The organism is Hyphomonas sp. GM-8P, from assembly GCF_003263315.1.
Classification (GTDB): domain Bacteria; phylum Pseudomonadota; class Alphaproteobacteria; order Caulobacterales; family Hyphomonadaceae; genus Hyphomonas.
Map to the genome: position 1 here is coordinate 41,994 of NZ_AWFE01000065.1, position 25,886 is coordinate 67,879.

General features: G+C 60.3%; 28 protein-coding genes. 8 read left to right on the forward strand and 20 right to left on the reverse strand.

All coding sequences use genetic code 11. The features are described 5' to 3' along the window. Positions 1-66: 66 nt before the first annotated feature. The 5 genes from HY26_RS08425 to HY26_RS08445 form a co-directional block, all read right to left on the reverse strand. Positions 67-963, reverse strand: coding sequence for a ribose-phosphate pyrophosphokinase (locus HY26_RS08425; RefSeq protein WP_112073381.1), 897 nt, complete (start codon positions 961-963; stop codon positions 67-69). Then, entirely contained in the window at positions 960-2,486 is a 1,527-nt protein-coding gene (locus HY26_RS08430) for a thymidine phosphorylase family protein (RefSeq protein ID WP_112073396.1), read from the reverse strand. Before HY26_RS08430 ends, HY26_RS08425 begins: the two co-directional genes overlap by 4 nt. Positions 2,487-2,488: 2 nt before the next feature. Then, complete coding sequence (locus tag HY26_RS08435; protein WP_112073382.1) at positions 2,489-3,862, reverse strand: MBL fold metallo-hydrolase RNA specificity domain-containing protein; 1,374 nt, start codon at positions 3,860-3,862, stop codon at positions 2,489-2,491. Next, positions 3,859-6,246 carry a xylulose 5-phosphate 3-epimerase gene (locus tag HY26_RS08440; protein ID WP_112073383.1) on the reverse strand — a complete coding sequence of 796 codons (2,388 nt, stop codon included), beginning with the start codon at positions 6,244-6,246 and terminating at the stop codon, positions 3,859-3,861. The genes HY26_RS08435 and HY26_RS08440 overlap by 4 nt, the downstream gene beginning before the upstream one ends. Before the next feature lie 179 nt (positions 6,247-6,425). Beyond that, positions 6,426-6,893, reverse strand: a complete 468-nt coding sequence (locus tag HY26_RS08445) for a hypothetical protein (protein ID WP_112073384.1) — start codon at positions 6,891-6,893, stop codon at positions 6,426-6,428. A gap of 209 nt (positions 6,894-7,102) precedes the next feature. Between HY26_RS08445 and HY26_RS08450 the strand changes: the two genes are divergently transcribed. From HY26_RS08450 to HY26_RS08460, 3 genes are read left to right on the forward strand one after another with little or no spacing between them, the layout of a single operon-like run. Then, a complete protein-coding gene (locus HY26_RS08450; protein ID WP_112073385.1) occupies positions 7,103-7,414 on the forward strand; it encodes a hypothetical protein in 312 nt (103 codons plus the stop codon). Positions 7,415-7,422: 8 nt separating this feature from the next. Next, positions 7,423-7,857 carry a Spy/CpxP family protein refolding chaperone gene (locus HY26_RS08455; RefSeq protein WP_112073386.1) on the forward strand — a complete coding sequence of 145 codons (435 nt, stop codon included), beginning with the start codon at positions 7,423-7,425 and terminating at the stop codon, positions 7,855-7,857. 10 nt (positions 7,858-7,867) lie between these two features. Continuing rightward, positions 7,868-8,440, forward strand: a complete 573-nt coding sequence (locus HY26_RS08460) for an RNA polymerase sigma factor (protein WP_112073387.1) — start codon at positions 7,868-7,870, stop codon at positions 8,438-8,440. Here HY26_RS08460 and HY26_RS08465 read toward each other — a convergent pair. Further along, positions 8,434-9,336: a DMT family transporter gene (locus tag HY26_RS08465; RefSeq protein ID WP_112073388.1), complete on the reverse strand. Its 903-nt coding sequence runs from the start codon at positions 9,334-9,336 to the stop codon at positions 8,434-8,436. The two genes, HY26_RS08460 and HY26_RS08465, sit on opposite strands and share 7 nt — an antisense overlap. A gap of 137 nt (positions 9,337-9,473) precedes the next feature. Here HY26_RS08465 and HY26_RS08470 point away from each other — a divergent pair, with 137 nt between their 5' ends. Continuing rightward, entirely contained in the window at positions 9,474-9,914 is a 441-nt protein-coding gene (locus HY26_RS08470; RefSeq protein WP_112073389.1) for a hypothetical protein, read from the forward strand. A 267-nt stretch (positions 9,915-10,181) separates the two neighbouring features. Next, positions 10,182-10,736 (forward strand): ubiquinol-cytochrome c reductase iron-sulfur subunit, encoded by a 555-nt coding sequence (gene petA, locus HY26_RS08475; RefSeq protein WP_112073390.1) that lies wholly within the window; start codon positions 10,182-10,184, stop codon positions 10,734-10,736. 51 nt (positions 10,737-10,787) lie between these two features. On the opposite strand, the gene HY26_RS08480 is transcribed toward petA, so the two are convergent. From HY26_RS08480 to HY26_RS08495, 4 genes are all read right to left on the reverse strand, one after another. Continuing rightward, positions 10,788-11,459, reverse strand: a complete 672-nt coding sequence (locus tag HY26_RS08480; RefSeq protein WP_233351577.1) for an isoprenylcysteine carboxylmethyltransferase family protein — start codon at positions 11,457-11,459, stop codon at positions 10,788-10,790. Next, positions 11,456-11,734: a DUF2933 domain-containing protein gene (locus HY26_RS19410; protein WP_081814501.1), complete on the reverse strand. Its 279-nt coding sequence runs from the start codon at positions 11,732-11,734 to the stop codon at positions 11,456-11,458. The genes HY26_RS08480 and HY26_RS19410 overlap by 4 nt, the downstream gene beginning before the upstream one ends. 80 nt (positions 11,735-11,814) lie before the next feature. Then, a complete protein-coding gene (locus tag HY26_RS08490) occupies positions 11,815-13,881 on the reverse strand; it encodes a copper-translocating P-type ATPase (protein WP_034767306.1) in 2,067 nt (688 codons plus the stop codon). Between the two features lie 265 nt (positions 13,882-14,146). Beyond that, positions 14,147-14,731, reverse strand: coding sequence for a sigma-70 family RNA polymerase sigma factor (locus HY26_RS08495; RefSeq protein ID WP_158531454.1), 585 nt, complete (start codon positions 14,729-14,731; stop codon positions 14,147-14,149). 186 nt (positions 14,732-14,917) lie between these two features. Between HY26_RS08495 and HY26_RS08500 the strand changes: the two genes are divergently transcribed. Both HY26_RS08500 and ppk2 read left to right on the forward strand, forming a co-directional pair. Next, positions 14,918-16,189, forward strand: coding sequence for a cyclopropane-fatty-acyl-phospholipid synthase family protein (locus HY26_RS08500; protein ID WP_051597321.1), 1,272 nt, complete (start codon positions 14,918-14,920; stop codon positions 16,187-16,189). Next, entirely contained in the window at positions 16,179-16,961 is a 783-nt protein-coding gene (gene ppk2 / locus HY26_RS08505; protein WP_051597322.1) for a polyphosphate kinase 2, read from the forward strand. The genes HY26_RS08500 and ppk2 overlap by 11 nt, the downstream gene beginning before the upstream one ends. 15 nt (positions 16,962-16,976) lie before the next feature. On the opposite strand, the gene HY26_RS08510 is transcribed toward ppk2, so the two are convergent. Beyond that, positions 16,977-17,288, reverse strand: coding sequence for a hypothetical protein (locus tag HY26_RS08510; RefSeq protein ID WP_035578370.1), 312 nt, complete (start codon positions 17,286-17,288; stop codon positions 16,977-16,979). 361 nt (positions 17,289-17,649) lie between these two features. Here HY26_RS08510 and HY26_RS08515 point away from each other — a divergent pair, with 361 nt between their 5' ends. Then, a complete protein-coding gene (locus HY26_RS08515; protein ID WP_035578372.1) occupies positions 17,650-18,447 on the forward strand; it encodes a helix-turn-helix domain-containing protein in 798 nt (265 codons plus the stop codon). 125 nt (positions 18,448-18,572) lie between these two features. On the opposite strand, the gene HY26_RS08520 is transcribed toward HY26_RS08515, so the two are convergent. From HY26_RS08520 to HY26_RS08560, 9 genes are all read right to left on the reverse strand, one after another. Further along, positions 18,573-19,733 carry an NAD(P)/FAD-dependent oxidoreductase gene (locus HY26_RS08520; RefSeq protein WP_112061273.1) on the reverse strand — a complete coding sequence of 387 codons (1,161 nt, stop codon included), beginning with the start codon at positions 19,731-19,733 and terminating at the stop codon, positions 18,573-18,575. Then, a complete protein-coding gene (locus tag HY26_RS08525) occupies positions 19,703-20,392 on the reverse strand; it encodes a DUF6629 family protein (protein WP_112073392.1) in 690 nt (229 codons plus the stop codon). Before HY26_RS08525 ends, HY26_RS08520 begins: the two co-directional genes overlap by 31 nt. A gap of 276 nt (positions 20,393-20,668) precedes the next feature. Continuing rightward, positions 20,669-21,097 carry a potassium channel family protein gene (locus HY26_RS08530; protein ID WP_035578377.1) on the reverse strand — a complete coding sequence of 143 codons (429 nt, stop codon included), beginning with the start codon at positions 21,095-21,097 and terminating at the stop codon, positions 20,669-20,671. Positions 21,098-21,127: 30 nt separating this feature from the next. Then, entirely contained in the window at positions 21,128-22,462 is a 1,335-nt protein-coding gene (locus HY26_RS08535) for an APC family permease (RefSeq protein WP_035578380.1), read from the reverse strand. Further along, entirely contained in the window at positions 22,459-22,956 is a 498-nt protein-coding gene (locus HY26_RS08540; RefSeq protein ID WP_035578383.1) for a DUF411 domain-containing protein, read from the reverse strand. The genes HY26_RS08535 and HY26_RS08540 overlap by 4 nt, the downstream gene beginning before the upstream one ends. A gap of 142 nt (positions 22,957-23,098) precedes the next feature. Further along, positions 23,099-23,359 (reverse strand): DUF5676 family membrane protein, encoded by a 261-nt coding sequence (locus tag HY26_RS08545; RefSeq protein WP_034767291.1) that lies wholly within the window; start codon positions 23,357-23,359, stop codon positions 23,099-23,101. A 133-nt stretch (positions 23,360-23,492) separates the two neighbouring features. After that, on the reverse strand, positions 23,493-24,545 hold the full coding sequence (locus HY26_RS08550) for a nuclear transport factor 2 family protein (RefSeq protein WP_146740200.1): 1,053 nt from the start codon (positions 24,543-24,545) through the stop codon (positions 23,493-23,495). A gap of 110 nt (positions 24,546-24,655) precedes the next feature. Next, on the reverse strand, positions 24,656-24,883 hold the full coding sequence (locus HY26_RS08555; protein ID WP_035578389.1) for an SHOCT domain-containing protein: 228 nt from the start codon (positions 24,881-24,883) through the stop codon (positions 24,656-24,658). Positions 24,884-24,901: 18 nt separating this feature from the next. Then, positions 24,902-25,711 (reverse strand): copper resistance protein B, encoded by an 810-nt coding sequence (locus HY26_RS08560; RefSeq protein WP_051597325.1) that lies wholly within the window; start codon positions 25,709-25,711, stop codon positions 24,902-24,904. Positions 25,712-25,886: the final 175 nt, after the last annotated feature.

Here is a 25,886-nt window from a genome sequence, read left to right on the forward strand (position 1 = left end):
CTGGAGCTTCCACATATGCGAGGCTTCGTTCCCTTGGGGGACACCGCCAGCAATTCCTGCCGGTCTTCAGTGCGACCCGAAGGCGCCTGTGTTTGCCTTGCCAGTCTCAACCAGGAGGGGCGCGATGGATATTTCAGCAGACGGATGACGGACGCTGTTGGTGGAGACGATCCGGGAGGCGACGGTTTGAAGGCTCGCATAGGATTGATCGGCGAAGATTGCATGTACCACGACGCAGACGGGCTTCGGGAAGCCAGCTGACTGGAAATGCCGGGCAGCCTCGATCATCGTCCGTCCGGAAGAGACGATGTCATCGATCAGGACTGGTTGCCGTCCGGCCCAATCAGCGAGGCCAGGCGCCGCGATTTCGACATCACGGTCTCCGTGGCGTGTCTTGGAAAGGACCAGGTAAGGCGCGCCCGCCCGGGAGGCCACATCGGACACCCATTGCTCGCTTTCGGAATCGGGTCCGATCACGAGGGGGTTTTCAACATTCTGCCAGATCCAGTCGGCAAGGGCAGGTGCTGCATGGATAACCCGTGTGGCGATCGGGAAGATTTCTCCCAGATCATGTATCCGGTGCAAATGCGGATCGACGGTGACCAGCCGGTCGAAAACGCTCGACAGCATCCGGGCAAAATGCCGTGCTGACACGGACTCTCCTTCGGAAAATCGCCGGTCCTGGCGCATGTAAGCGAGATAGGGGGCAATCAGTCCGACGGATTCTGCGCCGAGCTCGCGGGCCGTCGCGGCGGCAAAGAGGAGCCTGGTCAACTGAGGGTCGGGGCGCGCAAGCGTGCAGACCAGATCGACATGCTTTCCTCTGACATCGGTTTCAATGCGGACATAGGTTTCTTCATCGGGAAACCGGCGGACCGCAAGAGTGCCCAGTTCACCCCCCGTCAGCCGGGCGAGCTCGCTGGCCATGGCGGTGTTGCCTGGAAGGGGAATATAGAGCGTCATTCTGGAGAGCTTTCAATGGTGAACATGTCGGTGTGGCTGCGGGCATAATCCCTGGCATAGCCAAGTTCGCCCGGCGCCTCGGCATGGATGGTGGCAATGGGTTCGTCCCGGTTCAGCCAGTCTCCAAGGCGCTTGTGAAGGGTAACGCCGGCGGCAGGACGTTCCGGCGCGCCGGCAAGTTTTGCGAGTCTTGCAAGCTTGCGGTTGTCGATGCGCGTCAGCCTGCCAGCAAGGCGGGGGAGGAGAGGGGCTGAGTGGTCCGCGACAGGGGGGACCCGAAGCCCGCCCTGCGCTTCGCATATGGCCTGGAATTTCGACCAGGCCGATCCGTCATCAAGCGCCTCGCGGGCTACGTCTCCGCCCTGGCCTTCCGCCACGCGGCCTGCAAGTTCAAGCGCTGCCCCGGCAAGGGTAATCGCGCGCGCCCGCAGGTCGAGAGGCGCGGCCGGTTGCCGCTGGAGGACGTGCAGGACATCCCATGCTTCCAAGGCCGGACCGATCCCGCGGCCGACGGGCTGGTTGCCGTCGCTCAATACAAACCGGGTCTGCAGGCCGAACCCCCCGGCGACCGCCGTCATGTGTTCGATCAATGCTTCAGCATCCGGCCGGCTTCTCAATTTGGCGGTCGGCCCAACCGGCAGGTCGAGTACGACATGGGTTGCGCCCGCAGCGATCTTCTTCGACAGGACGGACGCGATCAGCTGGCCTTCGGCATCGATATCGAGAGCTCTCTCGATCCGGATAAGCACGTCGTCGGCGGGGCTCAGCTGGACGGCGCCGCCCCAGGCAAGGCATCCACCCTCTGCTTCGACAACCCGGCGGATCTCGGACATCGACAGATCGACGCGAGTGAGAGTTTCCATTGTGTCGGCGGTTCCGGCTGGAGACGTGATGGCTCTCGAAGAGGTCTTCGGTATTGTCAGGCCCTGACTGGCAAGGATCGCCACAACGATCGGCGTTGTCCGATTGCCGGGCAGGCCTCCGATGCAATGCTTGTCGATTACCAGGTCCGCATCCCAGCTCAGCCGTTCGCCCGCCCCGACCATGGCATGTGTCAGGGCTTTCATTTCCCCGAGATCGAGCTTCAGGGTGGAGCAGGCGGATATGAAAGCGGCTAGGTGCACATCGGAATATTTCCCCGATGCGATATCCGAAATGATCCTGTCGAAAGCGTCCGCGCCAAGCCGTCTTCCGGTCATCCGCTGGCGGACATCGGACAGGGATGGGAGCGTCGGTGCGTGGGCAATGCCGAGGTCTGCACCCGGGACAGCGCCAAGCCGCTTCCAGGCGGCTTCCGAAAGTCCCGCCTCAGAAAGGGGCAGCCAGTCGTCCTCGATCTGGTGCAGCGTGGCGATCACCGATCTTGTGCCACAGGTGACAAGGATTCTGGAACGTGATGTCAGGCCCTCGGCGCGGCAGACCGGACAGTCGGTGCGCATGAGGATGATGGCATCGTCCTGGGTGTGCCATTTCAGGCGCCGGGCCTTCAGGGGCTGGCCGCCGGGAACATGATCGCCGGGCACGATCAAGCACCTCCTGCGAGATCGTAGGTATGATCTATGCGGACAACATCGCTGGGCCAGCCCAGGTCCTCCTGTATCCTGTCATGGAAATGGCTGGAGGCTTCCGGTTCCCCGTGAACGATAAATGTCCTGGCTGGCGGGGCCGCAAAGCCATCCAGCCATTTTATCAGTTCATCGGCATCGGCATGGGCTGACAAGGCGGGGAGGCTGGCGATTTCCGCTCTAATCTCAACTTCCTTGCCGAACATGCGAACTGACCTGGCACCTTCGAGGATCTTTGCGCCGCGCGTCCCGGCCGCCTGGTAGCCCGCGAACAGGATCGTGTTCTTCCGGTCCCCGCCAAAGGCTTCGACATGATGCAGGACCCGGCCGCCGGTCATCATGCCGCTCGCTGCGATCACCACCTTTGGCATGCGGTCGCTTGTGATCGCCTTGGAGGCTTCGACGTCACGCGCATAACTGGCAATGTTGCAGGTCTCCATGCACACATCGGGTGTAAATCTGTGATCATCGAGGTGGGCGCAAAGAAGCTCGGTCGCGTTGATGGCCATGGGGCTGTCGAGATAGATCGCGACGTTTGCAAAGCGTCCGGCCTTCTTCAGCATCCAGATATGATAGAGAAGCAGCTGGGCGCGTCCGACGGCAAAAGCCGGAATGACGACCGTCCCGCCGCGGCCGACGGTACGGCCGATGACCTCGCCAAGCTGCTCCATGGGGTCGGTCTTCGGGTGGGTCCGGTCCCCATAGGTGGACTCGATAACGGCATAGTCGGCCTTGCGGACGGGTTCGGGATCGAACATGAACGGGTCATCATATCGTCCGAGGTCCCCGGAAAAGACAATCGTCTTCCCGCCCCATTTCACTTCCAGCGTGGAGGCGCCGAGAATATGGCCTGCGCGCCGCATGTAGACGCGGGCTCCGATGTCGAGCGCGATATCTGTATGGAACGCAACCGGCACCAATTGCGCGATTGCAGCTTCGGCATCCGCCACCGTGTAAAGCGGCTTTGCCGGCTCATGCTTTGTGTAGCGATAGCGGTTTGCGCGTTCGGCGTCCCGCTCGGATATATATGCGCTGTCGCGCAGAAGAATTTCGCAAAGGTCCTTCGTCGCCCCGGAACAGTAGATCGGGCCACGATAGCCTTCCCTGACCAGTTTTGGCAGATAGCCGCTATGGTCGATATGGGCGTGCGTCAGGACAATGGCGTCGATCGAGGACGGGTCGACGGGGAAGGGCGCCCAGTTGCGCTCCCGCAAGCCCTTGAATCCCTGGAACAGGCCGCAATCGATCAGCAGGCGCTGTCCGTCATGTTCGAGAAGGTGGCGCGAACCTGTAACGGTTCCCGCTCCCCCAAGGCTCGTCAGGGTCAGAGTCATTGCACGGTCTCCGTTCGGTGGATGGGTAAAACCTGTTTCAGCACGGACGGGTCGCCGTTACCTTCAATGGCGCGGCGCTCATCTTCCGTGAGCAGGCCGGTCTGCCGGAGACCGGCGATCGTCATGGCCGCGTCGACCGCGTGGGCCCAGGTACAGCGATTGGCAAACAGCATTCCTGGTACATCCAGTGTACCGCCTCGTGAGAGATATCCGAGCGCCCGCAGCCGGCCGGGGCCTTCGTCGATACGTCTGAGCAGGCCGGTCATGGGTTCCGGCCGGGTATGGGTCAGGAGTATGCGGGGCAGGCCGGTCGGGAACAGGGCGCGGACAATATGATCCGGTGCGGTGCTGCCCGTTTCGATCGGGTCCCGGCCGGAACGGAACCGACCGGGTTCAAGCACCAGGGTGACGCAGGAGGCCACGCCGCGCCCGGCCAGCCGGTCATGGGCCGCAAGCGCCTCGACCGCCTGGTAGGCGCCGATGGCGACGAACTGGACGCGTGCGGATTCGAGGTCTCCGGCAATCCGGATGGCGCCGATCCTGAGAGCATCGGCGGCCTGTTCCTGAGAGAGCAGATCGCCGACCTGCCGTTTGGGAATGACAAGACAGGCGATTTCGCCACGTCCGCGATAGACACTGTGGAGGGCTTCCGCGGCGCTGTTTGCGTCGACCGGAAAGATGACACGCGCCGTATCGGACATCTCGCCGAGCAGGGCTTCGGGCAGGGTCGGATCCTGATGAGATTGCTCGTTCTTGGCGTTCTCCCAGGTGTGGGATGTCGCGATCAGGGGGACACTGATCCAGCCGGGGGGCTGGCCGAGTTCCTTCTGGCGGCGCGCAAAGATGATTTCCTGCCGCAGGGCGCCCAGCATTTTCATGGCGAAGGCTTCATAACTGACCGCCAGGTTCAGTCCGGCCTTGTTGCCGAGCACAGCCGAGATGACGGCTTCTTCGTTCAACGCGGTAATGATCGAGCCATTGATGTCTTCCGGCGTGCCAGGTTCGGGGACGTTGACCCGGTGTTTCAGCAGTTCCAGCGTGAGCGGCATGTGATTCGAGCGAAGCTCGTCGGGGTTCGCAACCCGGATGCGCAGGTGCGGATTGGCGCCCGCAATGCCGGCGAAACACCGGTCGATGCCGTCCATGGCGCAGGCCGGGGGCTCGCTTCCGGACCCTGCCGCCGCGTGTGGAGGAAGGTGCGGGCCCGGTACATTTCGAACGGCGCAGGCGTTCCGGCTTTCCGGCGCTCGCTCTTGCGCCTTGTGGGTGCTCAGTGAGCGGATTGCGTCATCCAGAACATCATGTGGTGTGAAGAGCGCCCTTGCCCCTTCATTGAAGGCCGCTCGCGCTGCGGGGTCGGTATGGGGGTTGCCGGCGAGAGGGAGGTTATGGGCCCGGTTGGTCCCGGCGCCCGGGAAACCGTAACCCTTTACGCAAGGTGCTATGAGATAGGGGAGCCTTGCTGGATAGGGGCCATCGGCGCCTGCAAGTCCGGCCAGCCGCTTTTCGGCTTCAAGGATGCCCCAGGCATAGGACAGGGGATCGTGACCATCCAGGATGATCGGGTCAAACCCGCCCAGTTCAAGGTGGCGAACCAGCCAGTCGAGACCGCCTTCCTGGGAGATTTCCGTTCGTTGTTCGATCCGCCTCCCATTGAGGACCATCGCCGGAATGGCAAAGCCGCTGTCGGAGGCGCGCCACCATCTCGGTGCCCAGTCGGATCCGCGCTGCTCCTCGAACGCGCCATCGCTCAGAAATGCCACCAGGCGTTCCCCAGGCAACGGCATATGGATATATTGCAGGCTTGCAAAGCCGAGGTACCCGCCTTCCGAGAGGCCGCCGGCCGTATTTGGATTAACGTGGCTTCCAAGGGGAACGGCCGGCTTTCCATCGGACGTCATGGCATAGCTGTAAAAATCGCGGACGAGCCGGGTCAGTCCGGCTTCGCTGCGGTCATACCGGCCGCGCTGCGAAGCGGATACATCGCCCGTGAGTGTGTTGACCGCTTCGATCGCGGCCACGCAATGGCCCTGGCCAAGTGTCCAGGCGCGTGTGTGTCCGCTCAGGGCGTTGGCTGCAAGGTAGCCCGCAAAGGCGATCGCCATGTTCAGCGAGCCGCCGGTGTGGCCTTCGGGAGACGGCTTGAAATCCTCGGCTGAAAGAGGGTTTCCGGACAGATCGACCCGGCGGGCGTAAGTCATGTGCGCGACGAGCCACATCGCCGCATTTGCCAGCCGGTCGGTTGCTGCCAGCACGCTTTCTGCCTGCGGCTCGGTCAGGGCCAGCTCGCCGCGCCGGGCCGAATGCAGAATGTCTTCAAGGCGCAGACGGGTTTCTTCCGTGTGGACGATCACGCCATATCCGTCCTGCCAATGTGCTGTCATGATTCGCCGGGTTCCAATTGCCTTGTGCGCCTCATGCGCCGCCAACAATCACACATACGCCGTGCCTCCCTCTTCCCCTCATGCCGGGTAGCAAAAGGCTTCCGGACCAGATCCCGCCCGTACCGGACCAAAACAGGGCAATTCCCAGGCAACAGCCGCTTGTGCAGACCGTCAGTCGTTCAGAAAAGCCGCGCCTTGCGCGTCAGCAGGAAAACCAATGGTGGCAGGATGACCCATTGCAGGAGCGGGGCAAGGCCTGTGGCCAGGGGACCGACTGTCGGCATGGCGTCCCGATAGGCCCAGCTGCCGCGCAGGCTGACATTCAGCCACTCACTAAAAATGAGATAGGCAATCCCCAGAAGCGTCGCTGCCAGCGCAACGCGCCAGTAGTGCTGCGCGGGCCAGTGCCGCCCGCCGAAGGCAAGCCGAGCCAGGGCAAGCGTTGCTGACCCGATCAGCCCGTCCCCGATCGTGCAATGAAGGATCGCGAAAGTCTTTTCGGCCAACGAGGCTTCGGTCCAGAGGGTATAAAGCGGCAATTGCGCGATTTCCCAGACGAGATTGACGACAGTCAGGACGAGGACATAGGAGAGGGCAAATCGCAGTGGCCTGCGGGCCGGGTCGAGTTCTGTGATTTTTTTCCTCATTTGCGTCATGTCTCCCTCTCGCCAAGCGACGAAATTCCTGCAAACAGGCAATCTGGCGGTTCGGTACAGCCCGTGCAGTCAGCTGATTGCAAGGACGCTTGTCGATGCATACCAATTATTAGCAGTAGATTCATGAGGGGGTGTTGAAACTGCCGCGTACAGGGCAATACGTAATCCTCCCTAATCTTGCTATCTGAAAGGAGAGCGCCATGAACAAGGATCTCGACGCCCTCATCGCGGGGATCAAGGCCCTGCCGGCCGATCGCGACCTCAGCCATATCGAGCCCGAAGTCTGGGCCCGGGTCGATGCACGGGCCACGGAAACACAAAGGGGAGGCCTTTTCGGCGTTGCAACCAATGGCCAGGTTTCCGCCATGCCTGTGCTCTCCCGCAGCATTGCCGTTGCGCTTGCGGTCGGTCTCTTCGTCGGGGTCATCTCTGTTCCCAGAACTTCCGGACCGAACGAGCTTTCGGTGTTTTCGATTGAGGCGCCGTACGGGCCTTCCGGTTTATTGCGCTAGGAAAGCTTATGCGGCTTGAACACTGGATCATCGTTTCCTTTGTTGCGCTGTGCGCAGGCATGACCGGCGTTTTTCTTGCCGGAAACTGGTCCCCGGCGCCGGAGGTCCAGCGGGCTTCCAGTTTACATGACCTGATCCACAAGGACCTCGAGCTCTCCGACGCACAGGAGCAGCGCCTTGCAGTCATTGAACGCAAGTTCGCGGCGCGCAAGAAGGCGCTTGAAGCAAGGTTGCGAGCGGCCAATCTCGCGCTCGCCGACGCGATCGAGACCGACAAGGCGAATTCCCCCGCTGTCCAGGCGGCGATTGATGATTTTCACGAGGCCATGGGGGAGCTGCAGAAGCTTACCATCGAGCATGTGTTCGAGATGCGCGAGATACTGGATGAGGAGCAGGCAAAGGCATTCGACAAGGAAATCGTTCGGGCACTGAAGGAGCAATAGACATAGTCGCGTGGCCCATAGTGAGCGAACAGACGCGGAACTTGCCATTGCGGCGGCGGGAGGCGAGGAGCGCGCCTTCACCGAGCTTATGCGCCGCTACAAGGAGCCGCTCTATCGCTACATTCACCGGTCCATGCGAGGGGATGAGGACGCGTATGACGTGCTCCAGGACGCATTCACGGCCGCCTGGCGGTCAATCGACCGCTATGATCCGTCACGCAAGTTTTCGACATGGATCTATCATATCGCCCTCAACAAGGTGCGCGATCACGGAAGGAAACGTGCGGTAAGGAGTTTCTTCTTCCAGGCCGCGCCGCTCGACGTTCCGGACCGTCCGGATATCGCGGACCACGGGACGGACATCCCGGGCGATTTTGAAATTCACGATGAGCTGAGACGCGTGTCCGCCATGATCGACGAATTGCCGGAGAAGCTGAGGGTGGCGTTCACGCTGCAGGTCCTGCAGGACCTGCCGCAGATCGAGGTCGCAGATATTCTCGGCGTATCGGTCAAAACCGTCGAGACGCGCGTCTACCGGGCAAGAAAAATCCTCCAGGCGCAGGTCGAGTCCGCCGATCAGTGATCGCGCCGCCCAGGTAAGGGTGACGTCCGGGGGATCCGGCTGGACGCGAGATATAGTCCAAGCGCGGCCAGCATCGCACCAAGCGCGACATTTCCTCCGATGATTTCCCCGAAGAAGGCGGCGCCGGCGCTGACGCCGATCAGCGGTACCAGGAAGCTGAAGCTGGCCGCTTCTGAGACGTCCAGCGATTGCAGGACCTTCTGCCAGAGCCAGTAGGCCAGTGCGGTACCGGGAAGTGCCAGGACTGTCAGGGAGAGCGCGAAGCGTGCGGACCAGGTGATGGCGAGCGGGTCCGGGCCGAATGCTGCAAGCAGGGCCAGAGGCACGGCGCCAATCACGAGCTGCAATCCCATGGCCATGGATGCATCGACGCTGGCGGACACATTCTTGATCGCGATATTGCCTGCCGCCACACCGCCTGTGGCAATCATGACGAAGCCCATGCCGTTCAGGGCCTGGTCACCCCCTGCAGCAAGGATTTTCGGGGCAGCGACCAGGGAAACACCGACAGCCCCCAGAACGAGGCCCGTCCAGTTCACGAGGCGGGGGCGCTCCCCGAGAAACAGGAAGGCAAGCAGGGCCGTCATCATGGGCTGGAGGCTTTCGATCATGGTGGCCAGCCCCGGAGACACGAATTCGGAAGCGTGGAACATGCCGAAATAGCCAAGACTGGTCATGCTGAGCCCCGTCAGGCAGATCCACCCCCATTCCGCCGCGCTGGAAGGAAGGCGGCATTTCCGTGCACCGGCAATGGCAAGAAGGCCGCCTCCTGCAAGAAGGGCGCGCAAGGCGGCGAACGTCAGATGAGGCGCATCAGACAGGCCCATTGCAATAAACGGATAACAACCGGCCCAGAGGAGCATAACGAGGATGGCAAGCGCGTGCGGGCCGGTCATGGAACCCCTTGGTCGGTCAGGAAACATATTTGCAGTGCGCAAGGCTGTCTGCCTGAGGGGCGCACGCACATGCGACGTAATACGTTTCAGGAGCGCACATCCCCTTGCGTTCCCGAGGTTTGAAAAGGAGTTTACTCATGAAACCTGTCTGGATAGCGGTTGCAATGCTCGCCCTATCGCCCGTGGCACTGGCTCAGGGCGGTCACGATTCTCACGATCATGGCGACAAGCCCGCCGCCGAATCCGGTGCTGCTGGCGGAGCTTCCTGCATGACGGGCCATGAAGGCATGCCTGATTGCAAGGCCGGTATGGAGAGCCAGATGACCGGTGGCCAGATGATGACGCAAGGCGGCAACATGATGGATCACGGCGCCATGAAAATGGGCGGCGACGGCATGATGATGGACCATGACGGCATGAAAATGGACGGCGATGGCATGATGATGGGCCAGGATGGTACGAAGATGAACCAGATAGGCGCCGATGATTGCGATGCCAAGCATGAAGCAAAGGAACATGACCCCGCCGATCACTGTCCGAAGACTGAGGGTCAGGGGGGCGGTGACGGGACTCAATAGGCCCGGCCAACAGACCGCAATCTTGCGTCCGCTCCGGACCTCGTCCTCAATAGATGAGGCACCGTTTGGCGCAAAAACAGAGACAGCGGCAATGGTCCCACACATTGCCGTCAGGTCCTGCAATGTTCCCGTGCGTCCTTCCCCCCACGATCCCGGTGCATTGCAGGACCGCCCCTCCGGGGCAAAGCATAACCGAGATCGGGATCGTGAAGACCTGAGGCCTGCCACCGCAAAGGGGGCTGCGGGCCGGATAAGGGAGTGGTCCGAATGACCGACGAGATGTCTGCAAGCGACGAGCGGCGGAACTTCATTTTTGTAGCGACCGGTGCTGTCGCGTTTGGTGGGGCCGCGATGGCGGCCTGGCCGCTGGTCGACCAGATGAACCCCGCCGGGGATACGCGAGCCTCCAGTTCCCTGGATGTCGATATTTCAAAGATAAGGGTCGGTAGCGAGCTGAGGGTCCTGATCGGCGGCAAGCCATTTTTCGTCCGGCACAGGACGGAAGTTGAAATCGCCGAAGCCCGTGCGGTCAATATTTCGCGGCTTCGCGACCCGGAGACCGACGAAGAGCGCCTGCGTCCCAATCAGGATGGGGGCCTCAATCCCGCCATTCTGATAACTTCTGGCGTCTGCACGCATCTTGGCTGCGTTCCGCTTGGTCCCAATCAGGGAAATGTCGGAGACTATGGCGGATGGTATTGTCCCTGTCATGGGTCACATTATGATACGTCCGGCCGGGTCCGGAAGGGACCGGCGCCTCTCAACCTTCCCGTTCCGGAATATATCTATCAAAACGGCAATATCGTCACGATCTCCATTTGATACGCCGTCCCTTCGCGAAAAGCATGAATTCGCGCCTGCCGTGATCAACACTTATTCGTGCGGGGCACGCTCGATGTCCTGCAGGTGTCCCCAGCGTGGCCAGAAGCGGGGTGTAACAGCCGCATAGGCGCTGTACATCTCTCCGAATTGCGCTTCGGCATCGCGTTCTTCCCTCAATGCCAGGCGGACATACATGAATACGAGAATGGGGAACATGATCAGGGTCAGGACGGTTGGCCACTGCAGGAGGAAACCGAACATGATCAGCACGAAGCCTGCATATTGCGGGTGCCGCATACGGGCATAGATACCTGTTTGCGCGAGTGTGCCAGAGCGCAGCGCGCCGTGCAGGACAGGCCATGCGGCAGACAGGACGCTAAAGCCCAGAAATATGAGACCGAGGCTCGCCCAGTGGAATGGGCCGAAGTGCGGATTGCTCTTCCAGCCAAATATCATCTCCCAGAAATGTCCGGACTCGTGGGCGAACCAGTTGATGTCGGGAAATTTCGATTCAAGCCAGGGCGCAAGAAAGTAGATCGAAAGCGGGAAGCCGTACATTTCCGTAAACAGCGCGATGATGAAGGCACTGAAGGCGCCGAAAGAGGTCCAGTCCCTGGATCTCGACGGTTTGGCGAAACTGAAAGCGAAGATAATGAAGACCAAAGAGTTCAGGACGGCGAGAAACCAGAGCCCGTATTCGGACTGTGCCATGGACGGGTTCATTGGCCGGGTCCTTCCTGGTTGTCTGATGGGGGCAGGAAACGATCTTCATGCCGGCCATGGCCGGCTCCGTGCCCGGCGTGTCCGCCATGCATGAACATGTGCATCACGCCGCAGAAGAGCAGGAACCCCAGAAAGAAGACCGCGTTGGCCGGGATGTGCGCCCGGTGTTCATAGAGCAGGAAGAAGGCGATCAGGCCGCCAAAGGCGATAATCGGCAACCAGAGGCGTCCGCCCCGGGGGTGATGGTTCCGAAATGATCTATTATCCTTCTGCATGGCGTTTCTCCTCTGCCATCAGGACTGCGCACTGGACCGCGTGCGGCCGGTTCGACGCGATATCGCCTGGAATAATTGGGTCATGTGCCTGCCCGCTGCCGGTTCAGTTTGAGGAGCTGGGCATTGACGGCGCAGATTACCGTGCTGGCGGACATGAACACGGCGCCGATTGCCGGGGTCAGGATCACGCCCCACGGGAAGAAAAGGCCTGCGGCTGCCGGAATGGCGAACGTATTGTATCCGGTTGCCCAGGCGAGGTTCTGCATCATTTTCCTATAGGTCGCCCGTGCAAGTTCGATGATGGCGACGACGTCTGCAGGACTTGAACGCACGAGAATGATGTCTGCCGTCTCGATGGCAACGTCTGTTCCGGCGCCGATTGCAATGCCGACATTTGCCTGAGCGAGGGCAGGGGCGTCGTTGACCCCATCACCCGTCATGGCCACGATCAGGCCACGCGACTGAACTTCCCGGACCTTTGCGGCTTTTTCTTCCGGCAGGACTTCGGCAATGACTTCGTCCAGCCCGATCTCGCGGCCAACCCATTCAGCCACCTGCCGGTTGTCCCCTGTCAGCATGATACATCTGATGCCCATGTCCCGAAGGTGCCGGATGGCCTCGCGGGATTCCTCGCGAACGATATCGGCCAGCGCGATGGCCCCGGCGAGCCGGTCGTCAATCAGGACAAAGACGACGGTCTTTCCCTGCCGGCTCAGTTCCTCAAAGCGCGGGTCTTCCATGCCGATGCCCTGGTCACGCAGGTAGCCGGGACTGACGACTTTTACCTCGTGTCCTTTCACCTCGCCGGAGGCCCCCTTGCCGGGGATCGCCCGGAATTTTTCGACCGGCCAGGCCTGTTTTGAGTCGCGGACAATCCCCTGGGCGATCGGGTGCTCGGAATGCGCCTCGATCGAAGCGGCATAGGCGACGATTTCTTCTTCGGAATGGGTGGTATCGAAGACGAGCGTATCGGTGATTCCGAACTCGCCCCGGGTCAGTGTGCCTGTCTTGTCGAATATGATGGCATCTATGTTGCGGGCCTCCTCGAACGCCGTCCGGTCACGGATGAGCAGCCCATTGCCTGCTGCGATGGCCGTCGAGCGCGCGACGACCAGCGGCACAGCAAGGCCGAGCGCGTGCGGACAGGCAATCACCATGACCGTGACAGCGCGGGCCATGGCGAACCCGAAACCCTGTCCGGTAAAAAATGTCCAGAACAGGAAGGTCGACAGGCCTCCGCCGAGTGCGATGAAGGTGAGCCATTTCGCTGCCGAGTTGGCGAGGTCCTGTGTCCGGGACTTGCTGGCCTGGGCTTCCTTGACGAGCTTGATCACGCTCGACAGGAATGTCTCGTCTCCGGTCTTGTCGACCCGGATGGTCAGCGAGCCTTCTCCATTGATGGACCCGCCAATCACCCGGTCATCAATGCTCTTGGATACAGGCTTCGATTCGCCCGTCAGCATGGATTCGTTCAGCGAAGAGTCGCCATGAACGATGATGCCGTCCGCCGGAACCTTTTCGCCAGGCTTGATCAGCAGCTGTTCGCCGCCGCGCAGTGTCGACACGGACACGTCCCTGACAGAGCCGTCGTCGGCGAGGAGGTGGGCTTCATCCGGCATGAGGCTGGCGAGCTTCTCGAGCGCGCGCCCGGCACCGAGAACCGATTTCATTTCGATCCAGTGCCCCAGCAGCATGACAGCGATCAGCGTGGCAAGTTCCCAGAAAAAGGTCTCGTCGCTGCCGATCGCGACCATGCCGACTGAATAGGCATAAGCGGTGGTGATCGCGACCGAAATCAGGGTCATCATTCCGATCCCGCGCCCGGTTATTTCCTGCCAGAATCCTTTCAGGAAGGGCCAGCCGCCGATGAAGAAGACAAGGCTTGAGAGCGCGGCGAGAAGGATCCGGTCACCGGAAAAGCGTAAACTGTCCTGAAGACCGAGCCAGGTCTGTATCATCGGAGCCAGAGCCAGTATCGGCACGGTCAGGATCAGGACGATCCAGAACCTGCGGCGGTAATCGGCGATCATGCCCTCGTGATTGTGACCCTCATGGGCATGCCCTGCGCCATTGTGAGCGTGATGGCTGTGAGGATTAGCCGTTTCGGGAGAGGCGGCTGCCTGATGCGTGTGGGTCGAGTGGTCCATGATTCTGACTATTTTTCCGTAATGGGACAGGGTCGGCAGGCGCGGGTTGCAATCCTGCATCCTGGCTTGGTGCGTGTGGACATCTCAGGATCAATGATCATGGTCTTCCTTCGCTGCATGCGCTTTGTTTCCCCGTGCAGGGCGGTTGCCGGATTGCTTTTCAGAAATACGTGTCGGCGATGCTGACCCCTCAAAAGCCGATTGCCCGGACTTGTGGGCGGTTGCCAGCACCGGGAGGCGCATGATCGGTCCAGGCGCCGAGGCCCTACCTGTGCACCTTGCTGCCGGATCCCTGACAGGCGCACTGGAAGTATCCGTGTTCGAGGCAGGTATGGCAGGTCTGTTCAAGGCGTTCGCGCATAGCCCGGCGGGCCCGGTGCAGCTTCACCCGAAGGGCGGCTTCGCTGAGGCCGAGGTCTTCAGCGATGGCGGATCTTTGTTCTCCGATGAGATCTGCCCGCCAGATTAGGTCTGCATAGCCGGGACTGAGCGTCGGAAGCATCTTATAGAGACAGGCACAGATCACGAAGTCCAGTTCCTCTTCGCCGAAGAGAAGCTCCGCATTGGCAGCATAGCTGGCCAGCAAATCGCTGGTACGTTTCCTGTCACGGAAATGGTCCGCGATTGTCGAGCGCAGAACCTGAGAGAGCCAGCCGCGCAAGCGGTCTTCATCCTTCAGGTCGGAAAAGCGCGTCAGGGCTTTCACGTAGAAGTCCTGCAACACGTCCCTGGCATCCGCGTCATTGCCGATCTTCCGTTTCAGGAAGCGGTAAAGGTCCTGGTGCGACTCGGTCAGAGCGGCTTCAACGGCCCGCCTGCGCTGCCTTGATGGCGCCTTGTCAGATGTCATCCCTTGGTTCCTTTCGCGGGATCGGCGGGCAGTCTGCATATTCATACGCATCCGGCCGGCATGCCCCTTATCGGGCGTCCGTGGCGCCCGCCCGACTGTAACGGTTGAGGGAGCGGGGCGTCTTCTCCGTATCAGTCAATAAGTTCCGCCTGGCGACCGGCAGGTGGACTCCAACGGAGATCTGGCATGGCACTCATAGGCGCGATCGCAAGAAACAGGCTGGAACGGGCGATCCGCAAGGGATGCATCGAGGTCAGGTTTCCGGATGGAAAAACAGCGAGATACGGATCCTATCGCGTCCGGCCGGTCCGGATCGCTATCGCCTCGAATGCCTGGCTTCGGCGGATCCTTCTGGATCCGGAACTGCAGGTCGGCGAGGCTTACATGGCAGGCGGCCTGACCATTGAATTCGGCGACCTTTACGACCTGCTGGATCTCTTCTGGGTGAACTTCCTGGCAGACGGACTTCCGGCAGCACGGTTGCCGGCGCTGTTCAGGAAGAGCGCCCGATTGATTGCGCAATTCAATCCGCAAGAGCGATCCGCGCGCAATGTAGCTCATCACTATGACATCGGGAATGATCTCTATCGCCTCTTCCTGGATGAGGACATGCAATATTCCTGCGCCTATTTCCCGGATGCTGAGGTCACGCTGGAGCAGGCCCAGGAACTCAAGAAAGAACATATCGCCCGCAAGCTTTGCCTCAGACCTGGCGACCGGGTGCTGGACATCGGTTGCGGCTGGGGCGGCCTGGCCCTGCATCTTTGCCGGTCGGAGGACGTTCGCGTGGAAGGCGTGACGCTTTCCTGCGAGCAATACGAGTTAGCTCGCAAGCGTGCAGCGGATCAAGGGCTCGGCGACCAGGCCACGTTCCGGATCGAGGATTACCGGTCTCTTACGGATGAGTATGACAGGATCGTCTCGGTGGGAATGTTCGAGCATGTCGGAGTGCCCCACTATCAGGAATATTTCAGACAGATTGCAGCGCGCCTGAGCCCGGACGGGGTTGCCCTTGTCCATACGATCGGCCGAGCGGGCAGGCCGGGTGCAACCAATCCCTGGATCGCAAGGCACATCTTTCCGGGCGGTTACATTCCGGCCCTGTCGGAGATCCTGCCGGCAATCGAGCAAGCGGGTCTGACGGTGCTCGACATCGAAGTCCTCCGCCTTCACTATGCCGAAACGCTGAAAGCCTGGCGGGCGCGCTTTCTGGCGCGCGCTGCTGAGGCCGAAGCCTTGCACGATGCGCGCTTTGTACGGATGTGGGAATTCTACCTGGTATGCAGCGAGCTTTCATTCCGGCACGGTGTCCACAATGTGTTTCAGCTCCAGCTCGGCAAGCGACAGGAGTCGGTTCCGCTGACGCGGGATTACCTGTATCAGCCAGATCCGATACCTGTTTCAAAGCGAACGAAATCCTGCCTGAATGAGGAAAGGCGCCACCAGAATGTCCGATGACGAACAGGACGCCAGGGGCGTGTCAAAAAAAGCCTACAAGCATGATCTCCGGGCGTTGCAAGTAGAGCTGGTCAAGATCCAGAGGCGGGCGATCCGGCACGGGCATCGTATCCTCATTCTTTTCGAAGGGCGCGATGCAGCCGGCAAGGATGGCGTCATCAAGCGGATTTCAGAGCATCTCAGCCCGCGGGATACGCGGGTTGTTGCCCTTGGCAAGCCCTCCGACCGGGACACGAGGAGCTGGTATTTCCAACGCTATGTGCCGCATCTGCCGGCCGATGGAGAGATCGCCTTGTTCAACCGCTCCTGGTACAACAGAGCGGGTGTGGAACGCGTGATGAAATTCGCGCGGAAGGCCGAGGTGGCTGCGTTTCTGGAGACGGTCGGCGCGTTCGAGCAGATGCTCGTCCATGACGGGATGCAAATCCTCAAATACTATCTCGACATAAGCCGGACCGAGCAGGAGACCCGGCTGGAAGACCGCGACCGGGACCCGCTCAAACAATGGAAGAAGAGTCCGATCGACGCGGTGGCCCTGCAAAAATGGGATGAATATACGAACGCGCGCGACGAGATGTTCCTGAAGACGGATTTCGAGCATGCGCCATGGTATGTGGTCCGTACAGATGACAAGCGTGCAGCAAGGCTGAACGTCCTCGGACATATTATCCGGTCCATCGACTGTCCGGAGACGGACAAGACAGTCGCTGCGGTCGACCCGGCCGTCGTGATCGATAATCCGGGACAGAGGCTCGACCGGCTGGCCCGGTAGTGCACCGCAAACGGATCAGGTCAGGATACTTCTTGCGATCAGAATGACGAGGCCCGCCAGTATGAGCCAGCTCGTCCAGTAGATCCCGTCCATCCACAAGGGGCGCGGAGAGCTCCTGCGAGTGATTCTCGCCAGCGCGATGACGGTCGCGGTCAGGGCGAGCAGGACGACCAGGAGCGCGATGTCCCTGAGATAGCTGGCGACACCCATGCCGAGTCCGAATGCGGCGACTGTGGACAATATCCCGAAGAAGGGCGGGGGAGGCCCCTTGCGGCCTTCCGGTGTATTCCGCGCAGGGGCGGGCGTGCGATCCGGACGTTCGTTCATCTGTTCCCTCATTGCTCGATGACCCTTTCGGCAAGGCCAGGCCTGGTCGCCCCGGTACGTGCCAGGTCAACGGACGGGAATGATGCCGAGACGTTACACGCCTGCATGAAATTCACCGGCTTGGAGTTTCTATTGAGGGCGCGCGCGGTCAGGGCCGTATCAGCAGGCAACGCCAGACATTCACCTGGAAGCCGGGGGTGTGCATGGAAAACACAGCCAGCCTGCCATCCTCGCATGTTCCGATTGAGGCGGTTGCGCGCCCGGGTCCGGGAACACACAGGCGGCAGTTTCATGCTGCAGGAACCTCATCCCTGTTTCGGCAAGGAGGACGCATGAACCGCTATCACTCAAGGACGAGAGGATGAGCCAGAAAGCCCGGCAAATCCGTCACCTGGTGATCTATGCCGCCCTTGGCGGGATCATCGGTGTTCTGGTCCTGCATCCGGTAAACTCGCTCGTGGTCTGGATGGAGTATGCTTCCCTGTTTTCAGGCAGGTATTCCGGGTTCGGCCAGTTCGCCTGGGAACGTGTCAGCGGCGCGCCCTTGCTCCACCTCATGGCCATGAATGTCATTTTTGCTGCCCTGGGCGCAATTATGGGGCTCGTATTTTCGGTGCTGACCCTTGCGCTTTCACGGCAGGCGCGCACGACCGAAGCCTTGCTGGAAGACCTTCAGATGGCTCTGCCCGGTGTGATTGCCGGAGGCGAGAACGAACGGACGGAATTCAAGTCGACCTTGCGCTGGGATATCCGGGAATCGCGAACGAACAGAAGCCTCGAGCAGGTGATCGCCAAAACCATTGCGGGCTTCATGAATCATGAAGGCGGACGTTTGCTCATAGGTGTTGCGGATGACGGCGAACTTCTCGGGATTGATCCGGATCTGAATACACTTCGGAACCCTACGGCGGATGAATTCGAACGTGCCCTGATCGGGATCGTCAGGACCTATCTCGGCAGCGCTGTCTGTCCACTCGTGCGCAGCAGGTTTCTGACGATCGACGGAAAGACGATCTGCTGGGTTCTGGTTGAGCGTTCGGACACGCCGGTCTTCCTGCTTCTGTCGGATACATCGAAATATTTCGTCCGTCTGGGTAATTCAACGCGGGAGCTCAATGCAGCCGAGGCGCACGATCACATTTTACGGCGCAGACATTAAGTCAGCCCCCAGGGGGAGCTGAATGAAACCTTGTCTGCGGCGTGATTGCGACAGGGATCGCTGTACTCGCGTCGCCGACCGCCGGGCGGTGCGTTCAATTGGCCAGCCTGCAATCTGCCGGAACGCTAACCCAGCCCATGCTGGCACCAGACACAAGTGCAGTTCTCGTGATCGCAGCTCGGATCGTTCAGCGCTTTGCCGAGCCGCCATCTTGCGACGGGATAGACAAGCTGTGTCAGGAGGGAGGGCCTGTAGAGCGATCCGAGTTTGCGCCCGGCGTCTGTCCTGCTGAGCCGGTTCAGGGCCCAGCGGCGCAGGCGCTCGTTTGCCAGTTCGTACAGGCAGCGATTGGAGATACCTGTTCGCAGCATGGGCCGAAGGTCGCGGCGCCAGAGCGTCCGATAAGTAGCTCCGGTGAGGATGCTTTGAGCGGCGAGTTGTCCGGAGCGAAGCGCATATCCCATGCCGAATCCGGCCAACGCGTCCTGGAATCCGGCTTGCTCGCCAATAACGGGGCGCTTGCCCTGCATCGCGGTGCGCGCAACCCTTATATTGCCGAACCCGCCAAACGGGCGGGCATTGCGCATATCAAGGCCGGTGGCTTCGGCAAAGAACGCTGCCGTTCGCGCAACATATTCAGCCTGCTGCTTGAACCCGCTAAACATGCAACTGGCGAGCGTGCCGCGACCCTGACGTATCAGGAGATAGGCGTATCCGCCGGGTGCGAGGGAATTGTTGAGCGCAATGTAGTTGCCATCCGGGCAATCGGTTTCGAAAACATAGCCGGCAGCGATGACATCGGCGCGCCGCGGTCCGATCGCAAGCACGTCCTGGCCGCCGGCATCCGTGACCCGGTCGCCAAACCGGACATCCACACCCGCCATCAGGGCCTGTTGCAACAGTCCATGATCAAGACAGCCCGGCTCGCTTCCGCGCCGAACCAGATAGTAAAGCGGGCGGGCGCTTCGAATGGGATAGGCCGTTGCCTGGGCGTCGAATGCTACACCTTCATGAACTGCGTGGGTGCTGAAATTCCGTTCAATCCCTGTCTGCGCGAACCAGTCGATCGCGTCCTCGCTGCGACTCCAGTTTTCGAGCCCCTGGAAGTCCCCGTGGAAGCGATGGCCGACAGAATTGTGCCACTCCCGGACGATTACCTGCCGGCCCGCCCGGGCAAGGATGATCGCGCAGGTCAGGCCGGCAATCCCGGCCCCCGCGATGATCACAGGTGGGTCTTCCACGGCCGGTCCCTTGTCTACGATACCGGATGGAGTGCGGGAGGCCATGGCCGGGACCCATCGCCCTTGAACATCATCCAGACCAGGTAGGCCGACATGACGGCGCCGCCGAAGCAGAACACCGACACATAGGCGTAGGAGAAGAAGGTATACGTCGTAATCAGGACACCGAGCGCCAGCAGACCGAAGATCCGGACACCGCGGATGGACGAGATCAGAAGCGGCAGGATGACGACGGAAATATAGACAACATAAGTGAATTCGCGCCGCCCGACAAAATCCAGAAGTTCGGTGCCTTCATAAACGATCACATGTGGCAGGAAGCGTGTGTGGAGCCAGCCATCATGTGCGAAGTAAGGCACATATTGCAATGCTCCGAGCATTGCGCCGACAATGACGAAGATGAGGAACAAGGGCTTCCGGCGCGGCGGCTCCAGTGTGAACGTCGACACGGGAATCCAGACAGGCCAGGCGAGCCAGGAAAAGAACATGTAGACGAGTGAGGCGCTCAGGATAAGGTCCGTGTTCTGGCCAGCGCCGGCAACCCAGACTACCCCTTCAGCCAATTGCTGAATACCAAAGAGGAGCGGCAAGGTTGCAAGCGGAAGATAATGGCGGTCCGTGCGCCACGCCTGACGCATACTGACCATGCCTGCGGGAATCAGGCCGGCTGCGGCGACGAAACTGACTTCTGGTGACAGGCACATATCTAACTCTTCCTTACAACTCTTCGCGAACTGCGATCCACATCGTCATTGACAAAAGCCGTTACTCGAATTTCGACTGTATCTGCCATCAGCGCCTACGGCGATTGCTGTACGCTTGGGGAGTGAACGGGTACTGGATCGTCCTCACGACAACGAGGCATCCTGAAACCTGTGCAAGCCTGGTACGATCCGGGGGCAATTGCGGCCCCAGACGGAAAGACCGGGCTGCGACCATTTTTTCCTTATCCGTGGTCAGGGCGGATGAAATCCCGGATATCATCTGGCGCCATCCTTGCCCTGATGGCTCATGAACAGGAACAGGTAGGCGGCCGAGCAACTGATCAGTAGAAAGCCGTTCAAGGCCTCTACGCCGGCTACCAGCCGAAGGTGACCGGTTGGGACGATGTCGCCAAGACCGAGTGAGGTATAGCTGACGAGTGAAAAATAGAACACATCCATCGCGCGCAAGGGCTTGAGTTCGGCAAAGCTGCCAAGGTGCAGCGCCAGTCCAGCCCCATAGGTGGCCGCATAAAGTGCAACGACTGAAAGATGTGCAATTCCCGAGATACAGAGCACGAGCACGAGCCTGCCGCCAGGAAAAAGCGTTATGCGGTCAGCATGCCGGATGGAGCGGGACATGATCCAGTAGTGAAGGGCGCCGGACAGGATAAATGTTGCGGCCGTAAGAAAGATGGCCAACATCATGGGGAGAATACATCAAAAAGGCAGGCTGGCTTAATGGGCATGCGAACTTTCATGACCTGATACTTCCTTGTTGCGGACCTTGCCAAGATAGAGAGCCTCCAGGGCAAAGATCGCCGTCATGGATCCGATGGCAATGAGGATAATCGCGGGATCACTTGTCGCCTTTATAAAGATGAAAGCGCCGAGCGCTGCCGCATCGAACAGGATTGCCGAGACAAGGATCCAGGCCCGCGCACCAACATCCGCGCGCAGATGGCGCAACACGCCAAAGTGAATAATAATGTCCATGACAAGATAATAGATCGCCCCAAGTGATGCGATCCGGCCGAGGTCGAAGAAGGCGGCAAGAATGGCCGCGATAACAACGGTGTAGACCAGCATGTGTTTCTGAATCCCGCCCGGCATGCCGAAGTGCCTGTGAGGAATGAGTTTCATGTCGGTCAGCATTGCCAGCATGCGGGAAACCGCGAACACGCTGGCGAGCAGGCCCGATGCCGTCGCGATAATTGCGATAATCACGGTGAAACCCACCCCGAGATCACCAAAGGCGGGACGTGAGGCTTCGGCGAGCGAGAAATCTTTTGCGGCGACGATTTCTTCCAGCGTCAGCGACGACCCCACAGCAAAGGCGACGGACATATAGACGACAAGACAAATCGCCAGAGACCACATGATGGCGCGCCCGACATTCCTGCCGGGGTTCCTGACTTCCGCACCGCTATTGGTGATTGTCGTAAATCCCTTGAAGGCAAGGACCGCCAGTGCGACACCGGCGAGGAAGCCGGCGGGACCGGTCCCGTCTTCCGTCGCAGAGCTCGCGGCTTCGAAGGAAAATCCAGACGCCCAGAGGGCGGCACCGGAAAATATCAGTATGCCGCCAACCTTCAGGACGGCTGCAATCTTCGAGACGCCGCCAATGATCCTATTTCCGGCAATATTGACGAGAAATGCAACCGCGATCAACCCGACGGCAAGGACCGGGACGAGCGTGTCCGTATTTTCGATGTCGAACAATTGCAGCGAATAGGCGCCGAAGGTCCGGGCGACAAGGCTTTCATTGATGATCATCGACATCGTCATGAGGAGCGCGCTGGCGGCCGCGACCGTTGTAGGCCCGTAGGCCTTCTGCAGGATCATGGCGATGCCGCCGGACGAGGGATATTTGTCCGACATCTTGATATAAGTGTAAGCGCTGAACCCGCTGATGACCGCCGCAAGGAGGAAGGCGAGCGGAAAGGCCGGGCCGGAATATTGGGCGACCTGTCCGGTCAGGGCAAATATGCCTGCGCCGATCATCACACCGGTGCCCATGGCAACGGTTCCGGCCAGGCTGAGCGACCCTTCCTTATAAGTCTCCGGTGTCATGGCTCGCTGGCCTCGCTGGCCGGGAATCGTCCGACATAGCTCGAATAGGTGCGGGTAGTTCCGCTTCCGAACAGAATAACATCATAGGCATCTGGAGGGCCCTGCATTTCCATGCCGGGAGAGCCCAGAGGCATACCGGGAACCGACAGGCCGGCTGCATCGGGGCGCTCTGACATCAGGCGCCTGATGTCCGCAGCCGGCACATGTCCTTCGATCGCATATCCGGCAATTTCCGCCGTATGGCAGGAGGCAAGCCGGTCCGGCACGCTCAGCGACGCGCGGACGGGGGCGAGATCTTCCCGCTCGATTACACGCACTTCGAATCCGTCCCGCTGGAGATGTTTGACCCAGGCTGTGCAGCAGCCGCACCAGGGTGTCTTGTAGACGGTCATCGTTTCGGCCCTGGCGGTCCCGGAGCTAATGGCCAGCCATGCCAGTCCCGAAATCAGCGCAACCAGCGTGGCGCCCAACAGGCCCCCCATCCATTTTTTCATGACGTCATCCTTTCAAACCCTCTCTTGGCGCAACACTACAGTGTTCCCAAAGAAAATCGAGGCGGCGGCGAATGGCCACGCTCTGTCTTTCGAACCGGGAAGCAATACGGGTGTCGTATCTTTCCGGTCTCCGCAGTTGTTCTCAGCCGGAACGCACATTGCCGCGATTGAAATAATTGTAGAGCGGGACAAAAACCAGCGCGATATACCAGCCATAGAGATAGGACTCGATCAGTCCAAGGAAGAAACCCGGAACGGAAATAAAGGAAAATCCGGGCAGCAGGGATTCCCATGCAGCATGCATGTGAAGGCTTGCAGGTGTGACGAGGCCCCAGGCAATACATAGGGTAAATGTCATGGCCAGGAATATGGATAGGGCATGCCCCAGTGGTTTGATTTTCATGGCTGTCTCCTTCTCTTTCTTTGGAACACCTGTGGCATTCCTTCCATGACGTGTGGCCCTCGTCCCGTTCCCAATGGGAGTTTTCCGGGGTCAGCTCTTGTGATACGGCAGGTTGCCCCGAGTTGAGTTCCTGTCAGTGTGCATGGCTTTCATCCAGGGGGCTGGAAGACCAATGGATATGCGTGATTTTCCAACCGTCCTCATTCCGCATGAGAACCATGGTTTCCATGGACCGGAGGTGGACGGCCTCACCCTTGTATGTACCGTTCATCTCCGATTGCGAAATGACGGTCGCCATGTCGCCTGCCTGGAAGACTTTCCGGTCCTGTAGCTGAACATTCATCATGGTCATGAAGGACATGTCGGATTTCATGTGATGGCCGGCATATTCCTCGAAGGACAGCTCGGCCTGTCCGCCCTCCGCGATGACCGCGTCCGGTGCCATCATGGCGCGCAAGCCATCTTCATCACCTGACCGCAAGGCGGCCGAGAAGGCATCGGCCACGAATTCGGGCGGGCCGGTCTGGGCTGCCCCGGACACCCTCCCGGCATCTGCCTCATGATTGCTGCCGGGACCGTCCATGTGGCCGCCTTCCGCCATCTCGTCATGGTGCCCGTCGTCCATCTCGTCATCGGAGTGCTCATGGCCTGGCGCAGACGCCATTTCATCATGCCCGGCAGCGATGGCCGCCTCATCTGTCTTGCCACCATGATGATGATCGTGGCCTTGGCCTGTGACCTCGGGCAGACTCCTCACGCCAAGTCCATATCCGTAAACGATCTTCCCGCCCCACCAGGCTGTCGCGGTCAGCGCGAGGGCGGCGGCAGAAAGTGCGCCGACAAACAGGACCGACGCAGATTTTGCGCGGGTTCGCCAGCGCCATACCGCAAGGAGCAGAATGGCCGATCCCGACGGCACCGCCCAGTTGCGGTGTGTCGTCATGGCAATGTGCGACGGCTCATCATGATCGACCGAATAATAGGCCTGGAAGCCCGCGGCGATGGTCACCACGATCGAAGCGGCCGCAAAAGCCAGCAACCAGTCTGCCGCGGGCCGCAAGGATTGGGTCCAGCGGCCGGAAGGGAACACGCGACACAGGAGGTAGGATGCGGCGGCCGTCATGCTGAGGGCGTAGGCAAAATGGACCAGGATGGGGTGAATATTCGGTTCTATGAGGCCGTCCAAGAAGGGCTCCTGTCTTGTTGCCGGGTCGTCAGGGCTTTCGGCATGCGGCCGGCAACCCATTCATTCTGGCAGGTGATACGCGCCGGATGCACATGTCCCTCGAAACCGGCTCACCCGGCATCATCGAGCTCGCGTTTGCGCCTTTCGAACTCGTCCTGGTCGATCTCGCCCCTGGCGTAACGGCGTTTGAGAATTTCAAGCGGTGTTTCCGGATCAGACGGGGGATCGCGCCTCCGGCCTGGGAGCGAGCGAAGCAGGAGACCGGCAAAAAGAATGATTCCGCCCCAGACGATGAGGCCGCCGACACCGCCAGGCATCCAGTGATTCATGTTTGCCATCCGATCCTCCGGTCAGCTTCAGAACCAAGTGCGGATACCGCCCACCACGACCACCTGGTCCGGGTCTCCGCCAGCTACTCTGGTATAGTCTCGGGAACCGCCAAATTCAGATTGCCACTCGACGCCTACATAAGGCGCCAGTTCCCGGACGAATTCATATCGCAACCTCAGGCCTGCATCGATCGAATTCAGGCCTGAGCCGGTCTCGCGTTCGGCAATGTCCTGCGCGGAGAAGTTCGCCTCGATGCGGGGCTGCAGAATCAGACGCTGCGTCAGCAGAAACTCGTATTCTGCTTCGAAGCGGGCTGTCAGGTCACCTTTTTCACTGAGAAAAGCCGAGGCATCGATCTCGAACCAGTAGGGTGCCAATCCTTGGAGCGCCAGTACGCCATGGGTCAGGCCATGGGGTTCGAAATCATGCCGCACGCCGGCTTGAAGGTTCCAATAGGGAGAGATTGCGCGGGAATACAGCGCCTGGAGCTCGGCGTCTTCGGTACCGTCGCCATTCAGGGAAGTACGTCCCTCGGACTTTATCCAGAGCTTGTTGATATCATCGCCCCAACTGGCCTGGCCGTTCCAGTACAGGGATTCCGATTCGTCAGAAAACTGCGCTTCGAGCTGGTTGAACAGAACATAAAAGGAATTCTGTGCGCCGCCTCCGGCCTGAACCGCCCTGCGGGCATCAGCCATTGTTTCCTTTCCGAAATAGGCGTCGGCCTGTGACCAGGGCTTTTCAGAAGAAGACGGCGGCTGATCATCATGTGCTTGCGCTGATGCGCTTGTCGTAACGGCGATTGCGGCGAGCGCTGCGAACATCACCTTGCGCATCACTTCATCTCCTCAGGCTTGTCATGGCCCATGGCGGAGTGGTCCATCATATCGTGATCCATCGGCATTTCGTGCTGCATAGGCATGTCATGCCCCATCATGTCATGGTCCATTGGCATCTTGTCCGTGGACGGCAGGACGGACACGACCTGCATCATGCCGGCATGCATGTGGT